Raw genomic sequence first — 15,687 nt, 5'->3', positions numbered from 1 at the left:
GTTCGGGGGCGTCCGCCGCGTGCGGCACAATGGAAGGCTGTAACCCGAATACTCACCGACGACGCCGGAGCGATCTCACGTGGCGGAATACATCTACACCATGCGCAAGGTGCGCAAGGCCATTGGCGACAAGGTCATCCTTGACGACGTGACGCTGAGCTTCCTCCCTGGGGCAAAGATCGGTGTCGTCGGCCCGAACGGTGCTGGTAAGTCCACGGTGCTGAAGATGATGGCCGGCCTGCAGCAGCCCTCGAACGGCGATGCCTTCCTCTCGCCGGGCTTCACCGTCGGCATGCTCCTTCAGGAGCCCCCGCTCGACGAGTCCAAGAGCGTCCTGGAGAACGTCGAGGACGGCGTCAAGGAGATCAAGGGCAAGCTCAACCGCTTCAACGAGATCGCCGAGCTGATGGCGACGGACTACTCCGACGCGCTCCTCGACGAGATGGGCAAGCTCCAGGAGGACCTGGACCACGCCGAGGCGTGGGACCTGGACGCCCAGCTGGAGCAGGCCATGGACGCGCTGGGCTGCCCGCCCGGCGACTGGCCGGTCACCAAGCTCTCCGGTGGTGAGCGCCGCCGCGTCGCGCTCTGCAAGCTGCTGCTCGAGGCACCCGACCTGCTGCTGCTCGACGAGCCCACCAACCACCTCGACGCCGAGTCGGTGAACTGGCTGGAGCAGCACCTGGAGAAGTACAAGGGCACCGTGGTCGCGGTCACCCACGACCGGTACTTCCTGGACAACGTCGCCCAGTGGATCCTGGAGCTCGACCGCGGTCGCGCCTACCCCTACGAGGGCAACTACTCCACCTACCTGGAGACGAAGCAGACCCGTCTCAAGGTCGAGGGCCAGAAGGACGCCAAGCGCGCCAAGCGGCTCAAGGAGGAGCTGGAGTGGGTCCGCTCCAACGCCAAGGGCCGTCAGGTCAAGTCCAAGGCCCGCCTCGCCCGTTACGAGGAGATGGCGGCCGAGGCCGACAAGATGCGGAAGCTGGACTTCGAGGAGATCCAGATCCCGCCGGGCCCGCGCCTGGGCGCCATCGTGATCGAGACCGACCGCCTCTCGAAGTCCTTCGGCGAGAAGCTGCTGATCGACGACCTGAGCTTCACCCTGCCGCGTAACGGCATCGTCGGCGTGATCGGCCCGAACGGCGCCGGCAAGACCACGCTGTTCAAGATGCTGCTCGACATGGAGAAGCCGGACTCCGGCAGCGTCAAGGTCGGCGAGACGGTCAAGATCAGCTACGTCGACCAGTCGCGCGCCAACATCGACCCGAAGAAGACGCTCTGGGAGGTCGTCTCCGACGGCCTGGACTGGATCAACGTCGGCAACGTCGAGATGCCGTCCCGCGCCTACGTCTCGGCGTTCGGCTTCAAGGGCCCGGACCAGCAGAAGCCGGCCGGGGTGCTCTCCGGTGGTGAGCGCAACCGCCTCAACCTGGCGCTGACCCTCAAGCAGGGCGGCAACCTGCTGCTCCTCGACGAGCCCACCAACGACCTCGACGTCGAGACCCTGTCCTCGCTGGAGAACGCGCTGCTGGAGTTCCCCGGCTGCGCCGTGGTCATCTCCCACGACCGGTGGTTCCTGGACCGGGTGACCACCCACATCCTCGCGTACGAGGGTGACAGCAAGTGGTTCTGGTTCGAGGGCAACTTCGAGTCGTACGAGAAGAACAAGATCGAGCGGCTCGGCGCCGACGCCGGCCGCCCGCACCGGGCCACCTACCGGAAGCTGACCCGGGACTGACACGTTGGTGCAACACCGGCCCGGCAGGCTGCCCCTGGGGTGGTCTGCCGGGCCGCCGCCCGTAAGCTACCGGCGGGTAACCGGTCCTGACGGGCAATCGGATTGAGGAGATCGACCGTGGCACGCCACATCTACGCCTGCCCCCTGCGGTGGTCCGACATGGACGCCTTCGGACACGTGAACAACGTGGTCTTCCTGCGCTACCTGGAGGAGGCCCGGATCGACTTCATGTTCACCCAGGCCGCCGCCGCCGGCGCCGGGGAGTTCGCGGGTGGCTCGGTGGTGGCCCGGCACGAGATCGACTACAAGCGCCCGCTGGTGCACCGGCCGGAGCCGGTGACCATCGAGACCTGGGTGACCAAGATCGGCGGCGCGTCGCTGACCGTCTCCTACGAGATCAAGGACACCGCCGAGGACGGCACCGAGACGGTCTACGTCCGGGCCTCCACCGTGGTGGTCCCCTACGACCTGGCGGCCGGCCGCCCGCGCCGGATCAGCCCGGTGGAGCGGGAGTTCCTCGGCCGGTTCGTGGACGGGGCCGAGCAGACCCCGGCCGCTGCCGCCGCCTGATCCGACGCGAATCATCAGACAGGCCTGGCACCGCCCCCGTACCCGTACTCGTACCCGAGTGAGCTGATCCGTTGACCGCCCCCCGCCTTCCGCTCGCCGACGCCACGGAGGCCGCCGACCTGGCGGCGTTCCTGGAGCGGCTGCTGCGCTTCGACCGGGCCGCCGCCGTACGTCTGCAGGCCGTCCGAGCCGAGCAGGGGCCGGTGCTGGCCGTCTTCGGACGGCTGCCGCTGGGCAGCTCCGGGGTGCTGGCCGTGCGCAGTGCCCGGCTGCTCGGCGAGGATGTCGCGGAGGCCGATCTGACCGTCTCCGCCGGACAGTTGCTGGAGAGCATCGACGAGTCGGCCGCCGTCCTCGGCCTGCCCACTCCCGTCACCGGCCCGGCCTGGGCCGGGCTGCTGCCGCCGCGCTCGCGCTGGGAGCGGATCGACGCCACCACCGCACCCGCGGTGATGCCGGAACTGATGTCCGCCGTACGGGAGTTCAAGCAGCGCACCGCCGAGATCCCGGAGCACCACCGGACCCGCGCGGCCCTCGACGCGCTCGCCGACGAGATCTGGTCCCGCCCGCTCGGCGCGGTACCCGAACTCCCGCTCCGGGTCGCGCACGCCGCGTACGTGATCGGCTTCCTCACCCCGGACGCCACGCTCACCGCACACCGCTCCGGCAGCTGGCTGCGGCTGAGCGCCCCGGCCGGCTCGGTCGCGCTGCGCACGGCCGCTCCTGGCAGCGGCCTCGGGCTCAGCCCGCTGCGCTGACGGTCACCGCCTGCACGCCCATGATCAGCCGGCCGTGTTGACCATCGAGGCGGCGGCGTAGGTGAGGTAGTCCCAGAGCTGGCGCTCGGCGTCGGCGGGGAGCTCGAGGGTGTCCACAGCAGTGCGCATGTGGCGCAGCCAGGCGTCGTGGGCGGCCTGGTCGACCTTGAACGGGACGTGGCGCATCCGCAGCCGGGGGTGGCCGCGCTCCTCGCTGTACGTGCGGGGGCCGCCCCAGTACTGCATCAGGAACAGGGTCAGCCGCTCCTCGGCCGGGCCGAGGTCCCCCTCCGGGTACATCGGGCGCAGCAGCTCGTCCTCGGCGACACCCTGGTAGAAGACGTGCACCAGCCGTCGGAAGGTCGGCTCGCCGCCGATTTGTTCGAAGAATGTCGCCTCGTCAGTCACTTGACCATGGTCGCAGACCGCTCCGGCGGTCGTACACCAGGACCATCGGACCGGGACCGCGGTCCCGGTCGGTGGGGGCCGGAGCCCCCACCGACGGTCCGTCAGGCGCGGTGCAGGGTGATCGTGGTCCAGGCGCCGATGTGCACCCGGTCGCCGTCGTTCAGCGGGATCGCGGTGTGCGGGGTCACCGCCTCCGGGCCGCCGTTCACCGTGGTGCCGTTGGTGGAGTCCTGGTCGACCAGCACCCAGCTGCCGTCGGCCTGTTCGGCCAGCAGCGCGTGCTGGTGCGAGGCGCCCGGGTCCTCCGGCGGGACGGAGAGGTCGATCTCCGGCACGGTGCCCCGGTGCTGGCTGCGGCGGCCGATCCGGAGCTGGCCACGGCCGGTGAGCGGGATCCGGCGCTCGGGGCAGTACGGCGGGAAGAACAGTCCGGCCGCCTCCGGACCACTGCGCGCCATCATGTCGGTGAAGTAGTCGCGGTCGGCCGTGACCACCGCGATCCAGGTCGACCTGGCCGGGGGAGTGCCCGGCGGCTGCAGGTGGAAGGAGGTGCCGAACTCGTCACCCGGGGCGCTGCCCGGCTGCGCGTAGGTCGGGCCCGAGTCGAAGCTCTCCAGGCCCTCCGAGCCCTGGAACGCCGGGCCCTTCCCGAACGGATCGGCCTGCGGTTCGAACTGCCCGTGGCCGGCCGGAGTACCGACCGGCGGGAACGGCGAGGGTTCCGGGGTCGGTGCGGGCGGCGGCTGCGGCGGCTGGTACGGGCTGGGCATCGGCGGGGGCGGCGGCACCGGCGGCTGGTACGGGCTGGGTGTGGGCACCGGCACGGGGGCGGGCGGCGGGAAGCCGTAGCCGGAGGTCGGCCGCTGCTGTTGCTGGCTCGCGGGCGAGGAGAGCTCGTAGTCGAAGCCGCACTCCTCGCAGTACCGGCCGGTCTGCGGGGTCCGGCAGATCGGGCAGGTGAGCAGGCCGGCCGTGAGGTCGGCCTGGGTGAACTGCCCGGCCTGCGGGTACGGCGACGACTGGCCCGGCTGCCCGGCCTGGCCCGGCTGGGTGTACTGGCCGGGCTGGGTGTACTGCGGCGCGGCTCCCTGCCCCGGCTGCCCCGGCTGGGTGTACTGCGGCGCGGGCGGGGTGTTCGGCTGGCCGGTCGGTACGCCCTGCGGCTGGGTGTGCCCGCTGACGAACGGCGCCGAGCCCGGCACCGCCAGTCCCGGTGGAGGGGTCATCGGGAAGCCGCAGAAGTCGCACCAGTCCTCGGCCTGCGACTCGTGGCCCCTAGGGCAGATCGGCATCAGGTCCCCCACATCTCCAGCAGTCCGGTTCGGCCCCCCGAGCCGGTCACTTCTTCACCCGGACGGTCTTGGTCGACCGGGTGTCCAGCGTCATCGAGTCGGCCTCGCTCACGTTCTTACGGAACCGAACGGTACCCTCCTTCGGATCGACCACGTCGACCACCTTCTGCAGCAGCTTGAAGGTGCTCTCGTTGCCGGTCCGGTGCGCGATCCGAACGGCCGCGCCGAGCTTGGCCGTTGCCAGGTCGACGTCGCCCGCGCGGTGCGCCTCCAGCCCCTCCTGGATCGAGGAGGCCAGCTCGGCCTGGCCGGTGAAGTGGGCGACCTGCGGGCTGATCCGGGTCGAGGAGGCCAGGTCGTCGGTCCAGACCGCGCGCACCAGACCCTGGGAGAGCACCTCGGCCGTCCCGTCGGGCTGCGGGATCAGCAGGCTGATCCGGGCGGCCAGCATCTCGTTGCCGACCTCGGCGGAGGGCACCTCGATGCAGACGTGGTAGTCGCGGCTCTCGTCACCCCAGGAGCCGGTCGGGTAGTCCCCGGCCCGCGGCCCGGCGTCGGCCCGACGGTCCGTCAGGTCCTCCAGGTTCGGGGTGACCTGTTTGACGAACTTGATCACCGCGTTGGCCGGGGTCCAGACCCGCAGTGCCACGTCGGCGACCTGCTTGCCCATCGCCTGCACCATCATCTGCTGGAAGTCGTCGGCCAACCCGGACGGTTCGGCGACGATGTCCACGGTGCCCAGCAGGGCCGAGGCGATCTTGCGCAGCTCGGTCACCTCCCAGTCGGTGCCGACGCCCCGGCAGTCCACCGTGAAGACGCCCGCGGCCTGGCCGAGCACCCGCTCCAGGTCGGCCGGCTTCTCGTGCTCGTTGCGGCCGTCGGTGAGCAGGATGCCGTGCCGGATCGCTATGTCGGCCCGGCTGTCGAAGAGCTGCTTGGCCTTGGTCAGCCAGGTGCCGATCGCGGTGCCGCCGTTGGCGGTCAGCTTGCGCAGCGCGTCCTTGGCCTGGGCCCGGGTGGCCTGGTCGGCGATCGCCAGCTTGCCGCCGCCCGGGTAGATGTCCTTGGCCTCGTGGGTGCCGGCCACCACGGCGAAGGCGACACCGTCGCGGATGGTGTCGATGGCGACGCCGGTGGCCTCCCGGGCGTTGCGCAGCTTGGCCGCGGGGTAGTCCATCGAACCCGAGCAGTCGACCATGATCACCACGGCCGCCGCCGCACCGGTGTCCCGGGCCAGCGGCTGCCCGCCCGAGGTGCCGCCACCGGTCGCGGTGACGGTGACGATCGCGTTCACCTCGCGGGCGCCTTCGGCCAGGTACTCGTTCTGGTAGATGTCGACGCTGAAACTCGGGTGGGACCGGGACAGAACGGCCATCGCTGCTCCTGTCGAGCAATCAGTGGTTCGGCGGACGGGCGGAAAAGTGCGGGGCAGGCGCGGGCGGAGAAGTCTGCTGAGCGGCCGTCAGCTTCCGCTGCCGGGCCGATGGAGCTGCAGGGTCGGGGACGAGTGGAGCGGCGCCGCCCCGGCAGCGGCGGCCTGCAGCGGAACGGTCCGCAGGGTGGCCTCGGCCGGCGGGCTGATCGGCAGCACCGCCACTGTGATGTTGTCGTGGCCGCCCGCCGTCACCGCGAAGTCGACCAGCTCGCGCGCGGCGGCCAGCGGTTCGGACCGGGCGTCGGGGCGGACCCGTTCGGCCAGGTCGGCGGCGGCCTCGGCGTAGTTCCACAGACCGTCGGTGCAGACCAGCAGTACGCCGGGCACGTGCGGGGTGAAGCTCACGGTGTGCGGCTCGATCTCCTCGGCGTCCGCGCCCAGCCAGCCGGTGATCGCGTGCGCTCGCGGGTCGGCGTACGCCTCGGCCTCGGTCATCAGGCCGATCGCCACCACCCGGGCCGCCCAGGAGTCGTCCTCGGTCAGCCGGTACGCCACGGCGGACTCCCGGTCGTCCGGGATCCAGTACGCCCTGGTGTCGCCGACCCAGCCGATGGTGACAAGACCGGCGGCGGAGATCGCGCTGACGTAGGTGCAGGCGGGCGCGTTCTGGCTGCCGCCCGGCGTCCGGACGCCGTCCTTGGCCAGCTCGGCCACCGCGCGGGCGGCCTCGCCGATCGCCTCCCGCATCGCCTGGTCGGGACGCCGCCCGCGCTGCAGGGCGGTCAGCAGGTGGGCGGAGGCCGCCTCGACCGCGGTGGCCGACGCCTCGTCAGGCCGGGCCGAGGAGGAGACGCCGTCGCAGACCACCGCGAGCACGGCCGGTTCGCCGCCGGGCAGGTGGGTGGCGGCCACCGTGAAGGCGTCCTCGTTGCGGTGGTGCCGCAGGCCCCGGTCGGTGACCCCGGCCACGCCGTCCGCGGTCAGCTCCTGGTGGTCGCGCGGGCGGGGCTGGGCGCCGCCGCAGCTCTCGCAGTACCCGTCCGCCGCCAGCTCCGCCGAGCCGCAGTGCACGCAGCCCGGCGCCGTGGCGGCAGCCGGTTCGGGCAGCACGGCGGCCGGCGGCGTCTCGCCGGTCACGTTCAGACCGCAGGCCCCGCAGTAGTCGTCCTCGGGGTCCAGCGGCTCGGCACAGCTCGGGCACCTGGTCTGCTGCTGCGGCATCGGTTCACACCCACGTCCGGGGGCGGGCACGGTTCGCCCGCTCCACCATCTCGATCCTGATCTCGGCCCGGTCGGTCAACCGCGCCAGTACTCGATAGGAGTGTTCCAGGGCGAAGCGCAGTTCCCGTTCAGCGGCCCGATGTCCCAGCACGTCGAGCGTGCCGGAGCCGACCGGGCTGTCGGAGCCGCTCGAGCTGCCCGAGCCGATCGCGGCGGTGCCGCTCACGCCGCCCGCCGAACCGGCCAGTACCCAGCCCAGCGAGGCGTTCAGCACCTCGACCGAGAGCTCCTCGGTCCGCCGGGCGTCCAGCGAGAGCGCCGTCAACTGCGCCGAGCAGCGGGCCAGTTCGGGCCCGAGCGGCTCCTCCGGGGCCCGCCCGCGCAGCCTGGCCCGCAGGGTGGCGATCCGGGCGGCCGTGTAGTGCGTGGACGCCTCGGGCACCGCCTCCAGGGCCGTCACCGCACCGGCCCGGTCACCGGCCGCGAGCAGCACCCGGGCCAGGCCGAAGGCGGCGCTGACGTAGGCCCGGTCGGTGCTGCCGACCAGGCGGTAGAAGACGGCGGCGTCCTGGCCGTTGCCGAGCAGTTCGGCGCAGACTGCCAGCGCCAGCTTGGGTGCGGCCTCGCCCGGGAAGGCGTCGTAGACCGCGTCGAAGGCCCCGGCGGCCTGCTCGGCCCGGCCGGCCGAGAGCTCGGTCAGCCCGCGGTACCAGACCACCCGCCAGTCGTCGCCGTGGTCCTGTTCCAGGGCCAGCAGTTCGGTCTCGGCATCCACCCGGGCGCCGAGCTCCAGGTGGGCCCGGAGCGCCCGCAGCCGGAGCTCGACCGAGCGGGTCGGGGCGGTGGCCAGTGCGGCCAAGGCCTCGGCGGGCGCGCTGGCGACCAGGGTGGCCAGGAAGCCGGCCCCGGGGTCGGCAGGGTCGACGCGGGGGACCGGCAGGGCCAGGGCGGCGGCGGCCGGGTCGAGCGGATCGGGCGTCAGCTCGGTGTCCACCACCCGCAGTTCCGGGCCGAACAGGGTGGACAGCGCCGGGCGGGGCCGCCCGTCCTGGAGCGCCAGCAGCTCCCGCAGCACGCCGGTGAGCTGGTCGGCCATCTCCTCGGCGGAGCCGAACCGGCGGGCCGGGTCCGGGTCGGTGGCCCGGACCAGCAGGCGGTAGTACGACTCGTACCGGGCGAACAGCGGCACCCGCTCGGGGCCGGGCAGCTCGAACTTGAAGGTGGTGTTGTAGCCCTGGAAGTCGAAGGTCAGCACGGCCAGCGTGCGGGCCACCGTGTAGATGTCGGAGGCGACCGACGGTCCGTCGGTGGCGATCTCCGGGGCCTGGTAGCCGACGGTGCCGTAGACCGGGCCGTCGTCGCCGGAGCGGGAGACCGCGCCGAGGTCGATGATCTTGAGCGAGTCCTCGCTCTGGATCACGTTGTCGATCTTGAAGTCGCAGTACACCAGCCCCCGCGCGTGCAGGTAGCCGAGCGCGGGCAGTGCCTCCAGCGCGTACGCGATCGCCTGCTCCACCGGCAGCGGCTCGCGCCGTCCGTCCGGGGTGCGGCGCTCGTTGGCGATGTCCTTGAGCGACTTGCCGCCGATGTACTCCATCACGATGTAGCCGTCGATGGACCCGGAGCGCAGGTCGGGGTGCTCGACGAAGTTGATGATGCGGACGATGTTCGGGTGGTCCACCTCGGCCAGGAAGCGGCGTTCGGCGATGGCCACCGCGAGCGCGTCCTGGTCCCCGGTGTCCAGCAGGCCCTTGAGCACCACCCAGCGGTCGTTCACCCGGCGGTCCACCGCGAGGTAGATCCAGCCGAGCCCGCCGTGCGCCAGGCAGCCCAGCACCTCGTACTGACCGCCCACCAGGTCGCCCCTGGTCAGCTTGGGCGTGAACGAGTACGGCGTACCGCACTTGGTGCAGAACCCGTCCGGACGGCCCGGGACGCCGTTCTTCTCCCGGCCGACCGGGGCGTCGCACTTGCTGCAGTACCGCTTGCGCTCGGGCACCTGAGGGTCGGTCAGCACCGCCGCGCTCGGGTCCGCCGAGGGGATGCTCGGGACGGTCACCAGCCCGGCGCCCAGGTTGCCGCGCCGTCCGGTACCGCTGCCGGAGCTGCCGGTGCTGCTGCGGACCGAGACCGAACGGCCGCTGCCGGTCCGGGTGGACCGGTGCGAGCGGGAACGTCCGGACATGGTCCGGGAGGAGACCGAGCCCGAGTACGGCTCGGTCCGGGCCGAGGGGACGAACGGCAGGGTGCCGGCCTCGGCGGCCAGCCCGCACTCGTCGCAGTAGCCGTCGGCGTCGATCGTGCCGGTGCAGTCCCGGGTGCAGGTCGCCCCGGCCACCACCTTGACCGAACTCGAAGCCGAAGCCGAAGCCGAGATCGAGGCCGAGGCCGAGGTGGCTGAAGTGCCCGAGGCCAGCGGAGCCAGCCCGCACTCGTCGCAGTAGCCGTCGCCGTCGATCGTCCCCGCGCCGGAGCACTCCGGCCGGATGCAGGTCTCACCCATTGCCCTGATCCCCCTGTCCGTCCTGGTACTGGTCCATCTGCCCCACCCGGTCCATCGGAGCGGCCGGAGCCGCCGGCCGCAGCGCCTGCTGGAACCGGGCCACCGCCTCGGCCGCCGCCCGCAGGTCGCACGGCGCGCTCCAGAGCAGCCAACGGGCCTTCTCGAAGCGCTCGATCACCACCGGGTCCTCGGCCACCCCGAGCCGGGCGGCCATCGCCTTGTACGCCTCCAGCCGCCCGCGCAGCTCGGCCCGGATCGCCAGCGGTTGGGCCACCTCGGTGAGGGACTGGCGGGCCCGGCCGAGCTCCTTGGCGGCCACGTCCTCCAGTGTGTCCAGCAGCGGGGCCAGCCGGTGCCACTGACCGGTCTGCTGCAACTCGACCGCCAGGCCGATCCGTTCGCGCAGCGCCGAGGCCGGGCCCGGCACGGCGGGCACCTCGGTCGCGGCGATCTTCGCGAGCACCTCGCCGCGGGCCCGGCGGGCCTCGGCCAGTGTGGAGTCGGCCCGTTGCAGCAGGTCGCCGACCTGCTGCAGCCGGTCGTGGGCCTCGTCGCGCAGCCGGAGCAGCCCGTCGAGTTCCATCCGGACGCCGTCCAGCGCGCGCCCGGCCCGGTCGAACCGCTCGGTGTCCACCGCCCCGGCCACCGACCCGGGCCCGAGAGCACCGCCGCCGGTGCCGCGCTGCGCGGGCACCCGGCCGGGCCGCCAGAGCGCCAGCGGATCGGTCCGCACCTCGGCCCGCAGCTCGGTCAACTCCTGCTCCAGGCCGTCCAGATCGTCGGCCAGCGGGTGAGCCCCCGAGCGCACCCCGACCGAGCCGGAGAGCATCCGGACCCGGCCCAGCTCGGCCAGCAGCAGGTCGATCCGGGCGGGCAGCGCCGACCAGACCGCGTCGGTGGCGGCCACCACCTCGTACACCGTCGCGTACCAGGCGTTCATCCGGTCCAGCAGCTCGGCAAGGCTGAGCTGCTCGACCAGCCGGACCGGCACGGGGCCGCCGCTGTCCGGGAGTTGACCGCCCGAGACGGTGACGGCCGGCCCGCTGAGCAGCTCGCTCAGCTCGGCCAGCTCGGCCCCGCCGGGCCGGTTGCGGCGGGCCCGGACGGCCACCGCCGAGGCCAGCGCCTCCGCGTAGCGGTCGAACAGGGTCCAGAGCAGCGTCAGGCCAGGCTCGGCCACCGACCAGCGCTCCAGGGTCCGCCCGCTCAGCGGGGCACCCTCCAGCAACCGGCGGCCCGAGTGCTCCTGCAGAGCCAGCAGCGCGGCCTCCACCGCGTCGCGCTCCGCCGCCAGCCGCGCCAGCGCGCGGTCCACCTCCTCCCGGCTCATCACCGGGCCGGCAGCTCCTGCGAACGCCACGTCATTCCTCTCCAGTCTCGCCGTACTTCGGTGCGCGATGCAGCGGTGCCACTAGGGCAGGTAAGGCGCCGAGGAGGTGCCCATACTGGCGGCCAGCCAGCGGTCGTAAGCGGCCTGCCAGCCGCCGTTCGCCCGGTAGTCCAGCAGGACCTGGTTGACCAGCGCCGCCAGGTCGGTGTCCTCCTGCTTGAGCCCGATCCCCATCTTCGCCGGGATGATGGTCTCACCGCCCAGTCGGACGGTGGGGTCCTGGGCGGCCTGCGCGGCGGCCAGGGTGGAGTCGGTCAGGGTCGCGTCCACCTTGCCGAGCTGCATCAGCACCAGGCAGTCGAGCTGGTTCTCCACGATGGTGACCGAGCTGGTCCCGTATCCGGGCTTCTTCAACTCGGTCTCGGAGGAGGACTGTTGGGCCGCGCAGGCGCGCTTGCCCTGCAACCCCTCGGCCGCCGTGGCGGCCTTCGCCGACTTCGGCACCACCAGGCGCTGCCCGGAGGAGAAGTACGGTGCGGAGAACGCGATGTCCTTGCGGCGCTCGCAGTTGATGGTCATGGTACGGACGACCAGGTCGACCGTCCCGTTGCGGATCGCCTCGATCCGCTTGGGCGTGGTCACCGTCCGGAAGGTGATCTTCCCCGGGTCGCCCAGTACGGCCTTGGCGATCGCCCGGGACAGCTCGATGTCGAAGCCCTCCAGCTGCCCGCTCTGCGGGTTGCGGAAGCCCCAGTTGTAGCTGTTCTGGTCCACGCCGACGACCAGCGTGCCCCTGGCCCTGATCTCCTGCACCTTCCGGCCGTTCAGCGACGGGCTGGCCGCAGGGGTCTGCTCGGAGCAGTCCCCGGTCGGCTCGGCGGCCGGCACCTGCGGAGCGGCGGCCGGAGCGGTGGCGACAACTCCCGGCACACCGTGGGAGGTTCCGGCCCCCACCAGGCCGGCGGCCAGTGCCGCAGCGACGACCAGTGCCCTGGTCCGAACCGTACGCACAGTCGACTCCCCCTTCACCACTACCGGTACTCCGCCAGACGGCGGCCGAGGCCGACCGCCACACCCGCCGCCGCCAGCAGCGCCAGCACCCCGGCGCCCACCGCCAGCCCGGTCAGCCCGCCGTCGACGCCGTGCGCCGACCGCTCGAAGACCGCCAGCTCGGCTGCGGCCGCCTTGCCCAACTGCTCGTCCAGCGCGTTGAACGCGGCCTCGCTGGTCTCCGTCCCGTTTGGGCCGACCACGGTCTGCAGGGCGGCCGTGTAGTCGCTCTCCTCGGCCTTCCGGTGCCGGGTGCTCCAGGCCGGGAACAGCTTCGCGGCCTGCTCCAGCGCCGCCTGTGCATCCTTCGGCGCGTTCCAGCCGGCCGCCGCGAGAGTGCCGCCGTTCACCCGCCCCCCGTCGCTGGACTGATCGCCGGCCAGGGCGGTGCTGTACTTCTGCCAGTCCTTGTCGTACGAGTCCGAGCCGCCCCGGGACACCAGGTCCAGGTTCTCCGCCGTCCGGGACTGCAGCGCCTCGATCCGGGCCTTGTTCAGCACCCGCAGGGGGGCGGCGCCGTGACTGTGGGCGTCCTCGAGATCCAGGACGGCCGACAGGGTGCCACCGCTCAGCCAGAACACGCCGGCCAGCACCGCCGCCGAGGCGGCCAGCAGGCCGGGGTTGAACACCCGGTTGGTCCGGCGCAGCAGCAGCACCTGGCACCACACCAGCGCCCCGAGCGCCAGCAGCCCGAAGCCGAGTGCGGTCCAGGGGAAGTCGGCGGCGACCGAGTAGTCCTGGTCCAGCCGGCGGTTCTCCGCCTCCACCAGCTTCTGCGCGTCGGGCAGCATGGTGCCCTGCATCTGCTTCGAGGCGTACCGCTGGTAGGCGCCGCCGAGCGGCAGCCCCTGCCGGTCGTTCGCCCGGGCGCTCTCCACCAGCCCCGCGTACTGCGGGAGTTGCCGGTTCAGTGCGGCGACCCAGCGCTGGGCCTCCGAGCTGGCGTCGGTCCGGGCGGCGGCCCGGGCGAGCAGCTCGGCGGCGGTGGCCAGGTCGCGTTCGTACCGCTCGCGGAGCGCCGGAGGAGCGTCTCCGGCCAGCAGGAAGGCGGAGGCGGCCGTGGTGTCGGCGTCCGCCAGCGAGCGGTAGATCTCTGCGGCGTCCTGGCTGAGCGGCTGACTGGTGGTCACCATCCGGTCGGCGGCCTGGGCCCGGGTGCTCACCTGCCAGGCCGTCAGGGCGCCGAAGAGCAGCACCAGCACGGTCAGCACCACTCCGGCCGCGCGCAGCCGGGCCGGCGCGGTGCCGGTCAGCTGCCGCAGCCGTTGCTGCATCGCCGTTGCGGTTGCCGTCGCCGGCTCGGTTGCTGCCGCCGTCGCTGTCGCTGCCGGCGTGCGCCCGCCTGTCACCACCGGTGTCGCCACCTGCCCCACCCTCCCCGTGGACCCTCCGCGTTCGGAGTGCGGTCCGTTGCGAGCAGTATGGCCGCCGGGTCCGACCGCCACACTCGAGTTGCGCCGATCTTGAGGTTCCGGCGGCTCCCAGGAGCTCGGCCGGTTGCCGTCGGAGGTGTTCTCCGTCACGGGCGACGCGGGACGCACCCTATGCGGTTCCCGGCGATCAAGACCAGAGCGGTCGGCCTTCGGGAGAGAAGGCCGACCGCTCTACGATGGGGGGCATGCGTCTGCTCGGAACCATCACCCCCGACCGCCCGCTGCTCGTGGTCGCCGTCGAGGAGGAGGCCGCCCACTTCGGCGACTCGCTCCCGATCCTGCTCACCGGCATCGGGAAGGTCAACGCCGCGGTGGCGCTGGCCACCGTGCTGGCACAGGGTGAGCGGCCCTCCGAGATCCTCAACCTCGGTACGGCGGGCGCGCTGCGCCCCGGCTGGACGGGCATCCACGAGGTCGCCCAGGTGCTGCAGCACGACCTCGACACCCCGGGGCTGCAGGCGCTCACCGGCCGGAGGTACGGCGACCCGATCGAGCTCGACGTGGCCGGCGGCCCGGTGCTGGCCACCGGCGACCTGTTCGTCTCCGACCCGGCCGCCCGGGACCGGCTGGCCGAGCGGGCCGACCTGGTCGACATGGAGGGCTACGCGATCGTCACGGCGGCCCGCCGCGCGGGCGTGTCCGTGCGGTTGATCAAGCACGTGAGCGACGAGGCGGGCGCCGGCGCGGACCGCACCTGGCAGCAGTCGGTGGACTCCTGCGCGAAGGAGCTGGCCGCCTGGCTCCGCGACCACCTGCACTGACACCGCTCCGGGCATCAGCCACCAGGGGCTCGGGCACCTGCGCTCCGGGCATCAGCCATCAGGGGCTCGGGGAACTGCGACGCCGACCTCGGAAAAGGTGATCCGTGCGTAAGTGGTCAGGCACATTCGCAGTGACCCGCACGCCAGATCTCCTCGCAGTTCCCCGAGCCCCTGGGTAGTAGACGGCTGAGCGCCTGCCTACGGCGCAGGCGTCCTAGCGGAGCGCTCCCACCGTGGCCGTGGTCGGGTAGGCGTCCCGCAGGCGCTGCTGGGCGACGGGATCGCCGCCGAGCTGGTCGAGGCCGAGCAGGGCGGCGCCGAGTACGGGCGGCGCCACCACGACCCGGGCCTCGGCGAACGGCGCCGCCGCGGCCAGCCGCGCCGTGACGTTGTCGAGCAGCAGCGGCTGCCGCGAGGCCAGCACTCCGCCCCCCAGCACGACCGGCGCGGGCGTCGAGAGCAGGTCGAGCCGCCCGAGCGCGACCACCGCGAGCCGGACGATCTCGTCGGCCTGACGGTCGATCAGCTCGAGCGCCGTCTCGTCCCCTGCCTCGGCCGCGGTGAACAGGACCGGCACCAGTTCGTGCAGCCGGGTCCCCGGTACCCGCCCGAGGTGGATCTCCTCGGCCAGCGAGGTGGCGGACGGCAGGCCGAAGTGGGCGGCGATCGCCCCGGCCAGTGCGGTCGGGCCGCCCCGGCCGTCCTCGGCCCGGACCGCGTGCCACATCGCGGCGCCGGCCAGTCCGGCCCCGCCGCCCCAGTCGCCGCTGAGCTTGCCGAGGGCGAGGAAGCGGGCGGTGCGGCCGTCGGGCAGCAGCCCGGCGCAGTTGATCCCGGCGCCGCAGACCACCGCGACGCCGCGCGGGCCGTCCGTACCGGCCCGCAGCAGGCCGAAGGTGTCGTTGGCGACGGCGTTGCCGACGCCCCAGCCGCGGGCCGTCAGGGCGGCCAGCAGGGCGGCCTCCTCGACCGGCAGGTCGGCGTTGGCCAGGCAGGCGCTGACGTGCGTGACCAGCACGCCGGCGGCCGGGTCGAGCCCGGCCTGGGCGGCCACCGAGGCGACCAGCGGTGCCAGTTCGGCGATCGCCGTCTCTGCCCCGACGGTCTGCGGCTGGAAGCCGCCGCCCCGGGCGTGGCCGAGCACGCTGCCGTCGGCGCCGACCAGTGCGACGTCGGTCTTGCTGTTCCCGGCGTCGATGGCGAGGACGCCGGGGAGTTGCTCAAGCTGCTGCATCAGGTCCC

The 15,687-nt window shown here is 72.9% G+C and carries 13 protein-coding genes; 4 read left to right on the top strand and 9 right to left on the bottom strand.

Annotated features, from left to right (window positions below; translation table 11 throughout):
* The first annotated feature begins 79 nt into the window (after positions 1–79).
* The 3 genes from ettA (at position 80) to ASC99_RS08310 (ending at position 3,072) form a co-directional block, all read left to right on the top strand.
* Positions 80–1,744 (top strand): energy-dependent translational throttle protein EttA, encoded by a 1,665-nt coding sequence (gene ettA / locus ASC99_RS08320; protein ID WP_057229949.1) that lies wholly within the window; start codon positions 80–82, stop codon positions 1,742–1,744.
* Between the two features lie 117 nt (positions 1,745–1,861).
* A complete protein-coding gene (locus tag ASC99_RS08315; RefSeq protein WP_057229948.1) occupies positions 1,862–2,314 on the top strand; it encodes a thioesterase family protein in 453 nt (150 codons plus the stop codon).
* A gap of 71 nt (positions 2,315–2,385) precedes the next feature.
* Positions 2,386–3,072, top strand: coding sequence for a hypothetical protein (locus ASC99_RS08310; protein ID WP_057229945.1), 687 nt, complete (start codon positions 2,386–2,388; stop codon positions 3,070–3,072).
* 24 nt (positions 3,073–3,096) lie between these two features.
* On the opposite strand, the gene ASC99_RS08305 is transcribed toward ASC99_RS08310, so the two are convergent.
* The 8 genes from ASC99_RS08305 to ASC99_RS08270 form a co-directional block, all read right to left on the bottom strand.
* A complete protein-coding gene (locus ASC99_RS08305; RefSeq protein ID WP_057229944.1) occupies positions 3,097–3,480 on the bottom strand; it encodes a globin in 384 nt (127 codons plus the stop codon).
* Between the two features lie 101 nt (positions 3,481–3,581).
* Complete coding sequence (locus tag ASC99_RS08300) at positions 3,582–4,772, bottom strand: FHA domain-containing protein (protein WP_063857026.1); 1,191 nt, start codon at positions 4,770–4,772, stop codon at positions 3,582–3,584.
* Between the two features lie 46 nt (positions 4,773–4,818).
* Positions 4,819–6,147 carry a VWA domain-containing protein gene (locus ASC99_RS08295; protein WP_057229937.1) on the bottom strand — a complete coding sequence of 443 codons (1,329 nt, stop codon included), beginning with the start codon at positions 6,145–6,147 and terminating at the stop codon, positions 4,819–4,821.
* An 87-nt stretch (positions 6,148–6,234) separates the two neighbouring features.
* Positions 6,235–7,368, bottom strand: coding sequence for a PP2C family serine/threonine-protein phosphatase (locus ASC99_RS08290; RefSeq protein ID WP_063857023.1), 1,134 nt, complete (start codon positions 7,366–7,368; stop codon positions 6,235–6,237).
* 4 nt (positions 7,369–7,372) lie between these two features.
* A complete protein-coding gene (locus ASC99_RS08285; RefSeq protein WP_057229936.1) occupies positions 7,373–9,871 on the bottom strand; it encodes a serine/threonine-protein kinase in 2,499 nt (832 codons plus the stop codon).
* Positions 9,864–11,201, bottom strand: a complete 1,338-nt coding sequence (locus tag ASC99_RS08280; RefSeq protein WP_057229935.1) for a hypothetical protein — start codon at positions 11,199–11,201, stop codon at positions 9,864–9,866. The genes ASC99_RS08285 and ASC99_RS08280 overlap by 8 nt, the downstream gene beginning before the upstream one ends.
* An 81-nt stretch (positions 11,202–11,282) precedes the next feature.
* Positions 11,283–12,212 (bottom strand): glutamate ABC transporter substrate-binding protein, encoded by a 930-nt coding sequence (locus tag ASC99_RS08275; RefSeq protein ID WP_157531437.1) that lies wholly within the window; start codon positions 12,210–12,212, stop codon positions 11,283–11,285.
* A gap of 20 nt (positions 12,213–12,232) precedes the next feature.
* The gene (locus ASC99_RS08270) at positions 12,233–13,525 is read right to left on the bottom strand and encodes a hypothetical protein (RefSeq protein WP_057229932.1); all 1,293 of its coding nucleotides are present in this window, start codon (positions 13,523–13,525) and stop codon (positions 12,233–12,235) included.
* Positions 13,526–13,869: 344 nt separating this feature from the next.
* Between ASC99_RS08270 and ASC99_RS08265 the strand changes: the two genes are divergently transcribed.
* Positions 13,870–14,445 (top strand): nucleosidase, encoded by a 576-nt coding sequence (locus ASC99_RS08265; protein WP_235502689.1) that lies wholly within the window; start codon positions 13,870–13,872, stop codon positions 14,443–14,445.
* A gap of 214 nt (positions 14,446–14,659) precedes the next feature.
* Here ASC99_RS08265 and ASC99_RS08260 read toward each other — a convergent pair whose 3' ends face one another.
* On the bottom strand, positions 14,660–15,679 hold the full coding sequence (locus ASC99_RS08260; protein WP_057230005.1) for an N-acetylglucosamine kinase: 1,020 nt from the start codon (positions 15,677–15,679) through the stop codon (positions 14,660–14,662).
* Positions 15,680–15,687: the final 8 nt, after the last annotated feature.

Origin of the sequence: Kitasatospora sp. Root107 (genome assembly GCF_001424875.1) — a bacterium.
GTDB lineage: Bacteria > Actinomycetota > Actinomycetes > Streptomycetales > Streptomycetaceae > Kitasatospora.
The sequence above is the reverse complement of the archived record's forward strand: the minus strand, read 5'-3'. Positions and strand labels throughout refer to the sequence as shown.

Excerpts from the sequence above, each read along its gene's own strand:
- ASC99_RS08300 (WP_063857026.1), bottom strand. The coding sequence starts at position 4,772 with ATGCCGATCTGCCCTAGGGGCCACGAGTCGCAGGCCGAGGACTGGTGC.
- ASC99_RS08295 (WP_057229937.1), bottom strand. The coding sequence starts at position 6,147 with ATGGCCGTTCTGTCCCGGTCCCACCCGAGTTTCAGCGTCGACATCTAC.
- ASC99_RS08290 (WP_063857023.1), bottom strand. The coding sequence starts at position 7,368 with ATGCCGCAGCAGCAGACCAGGTGCCCGAGCTGTGCCGAGCCGCTGGAC.
- ASC99_RS08285 (WP_057229936.1), bottom strand. The coding sequence starts at position 9,871 with ATGGGTGAGACCTGCATCCGGCCGGAGTGCTCCGGCGCGGGGACGATC.
- ASC99_RS08280 (WP_057229935.1), bottom strand. The coding sequence starts at position 11,201 with ATGAGCCGGGAGGAGGTGGACCGCGCGCTGGCGCGGCTGGCGGCGGAG.
- ASC99_RS08270 (WP_057229932.1), bottom strand. The coding sequence starts at position 13,525 with ATGCAGCAACGGCTGCGGCAGCTGACCGGCACCGCGCCGGCCCGGCTG.
- ASC99_RS08265 (WP_235502689.1), top strand. The coding sequence starts at position 13,870 with ATGCGTCTGCTCGGAACCATCACCCCCGACCGCCCGCTGCTCGTGGTC.
- ASC99_RS08260 (WP_057230005.1), bottom strand. The coding sequence starts at position 15,679 with ATGCAGCAGCTTGAGCAACTCCCCGGCGTCCTCGCCATCGACGCCGGG.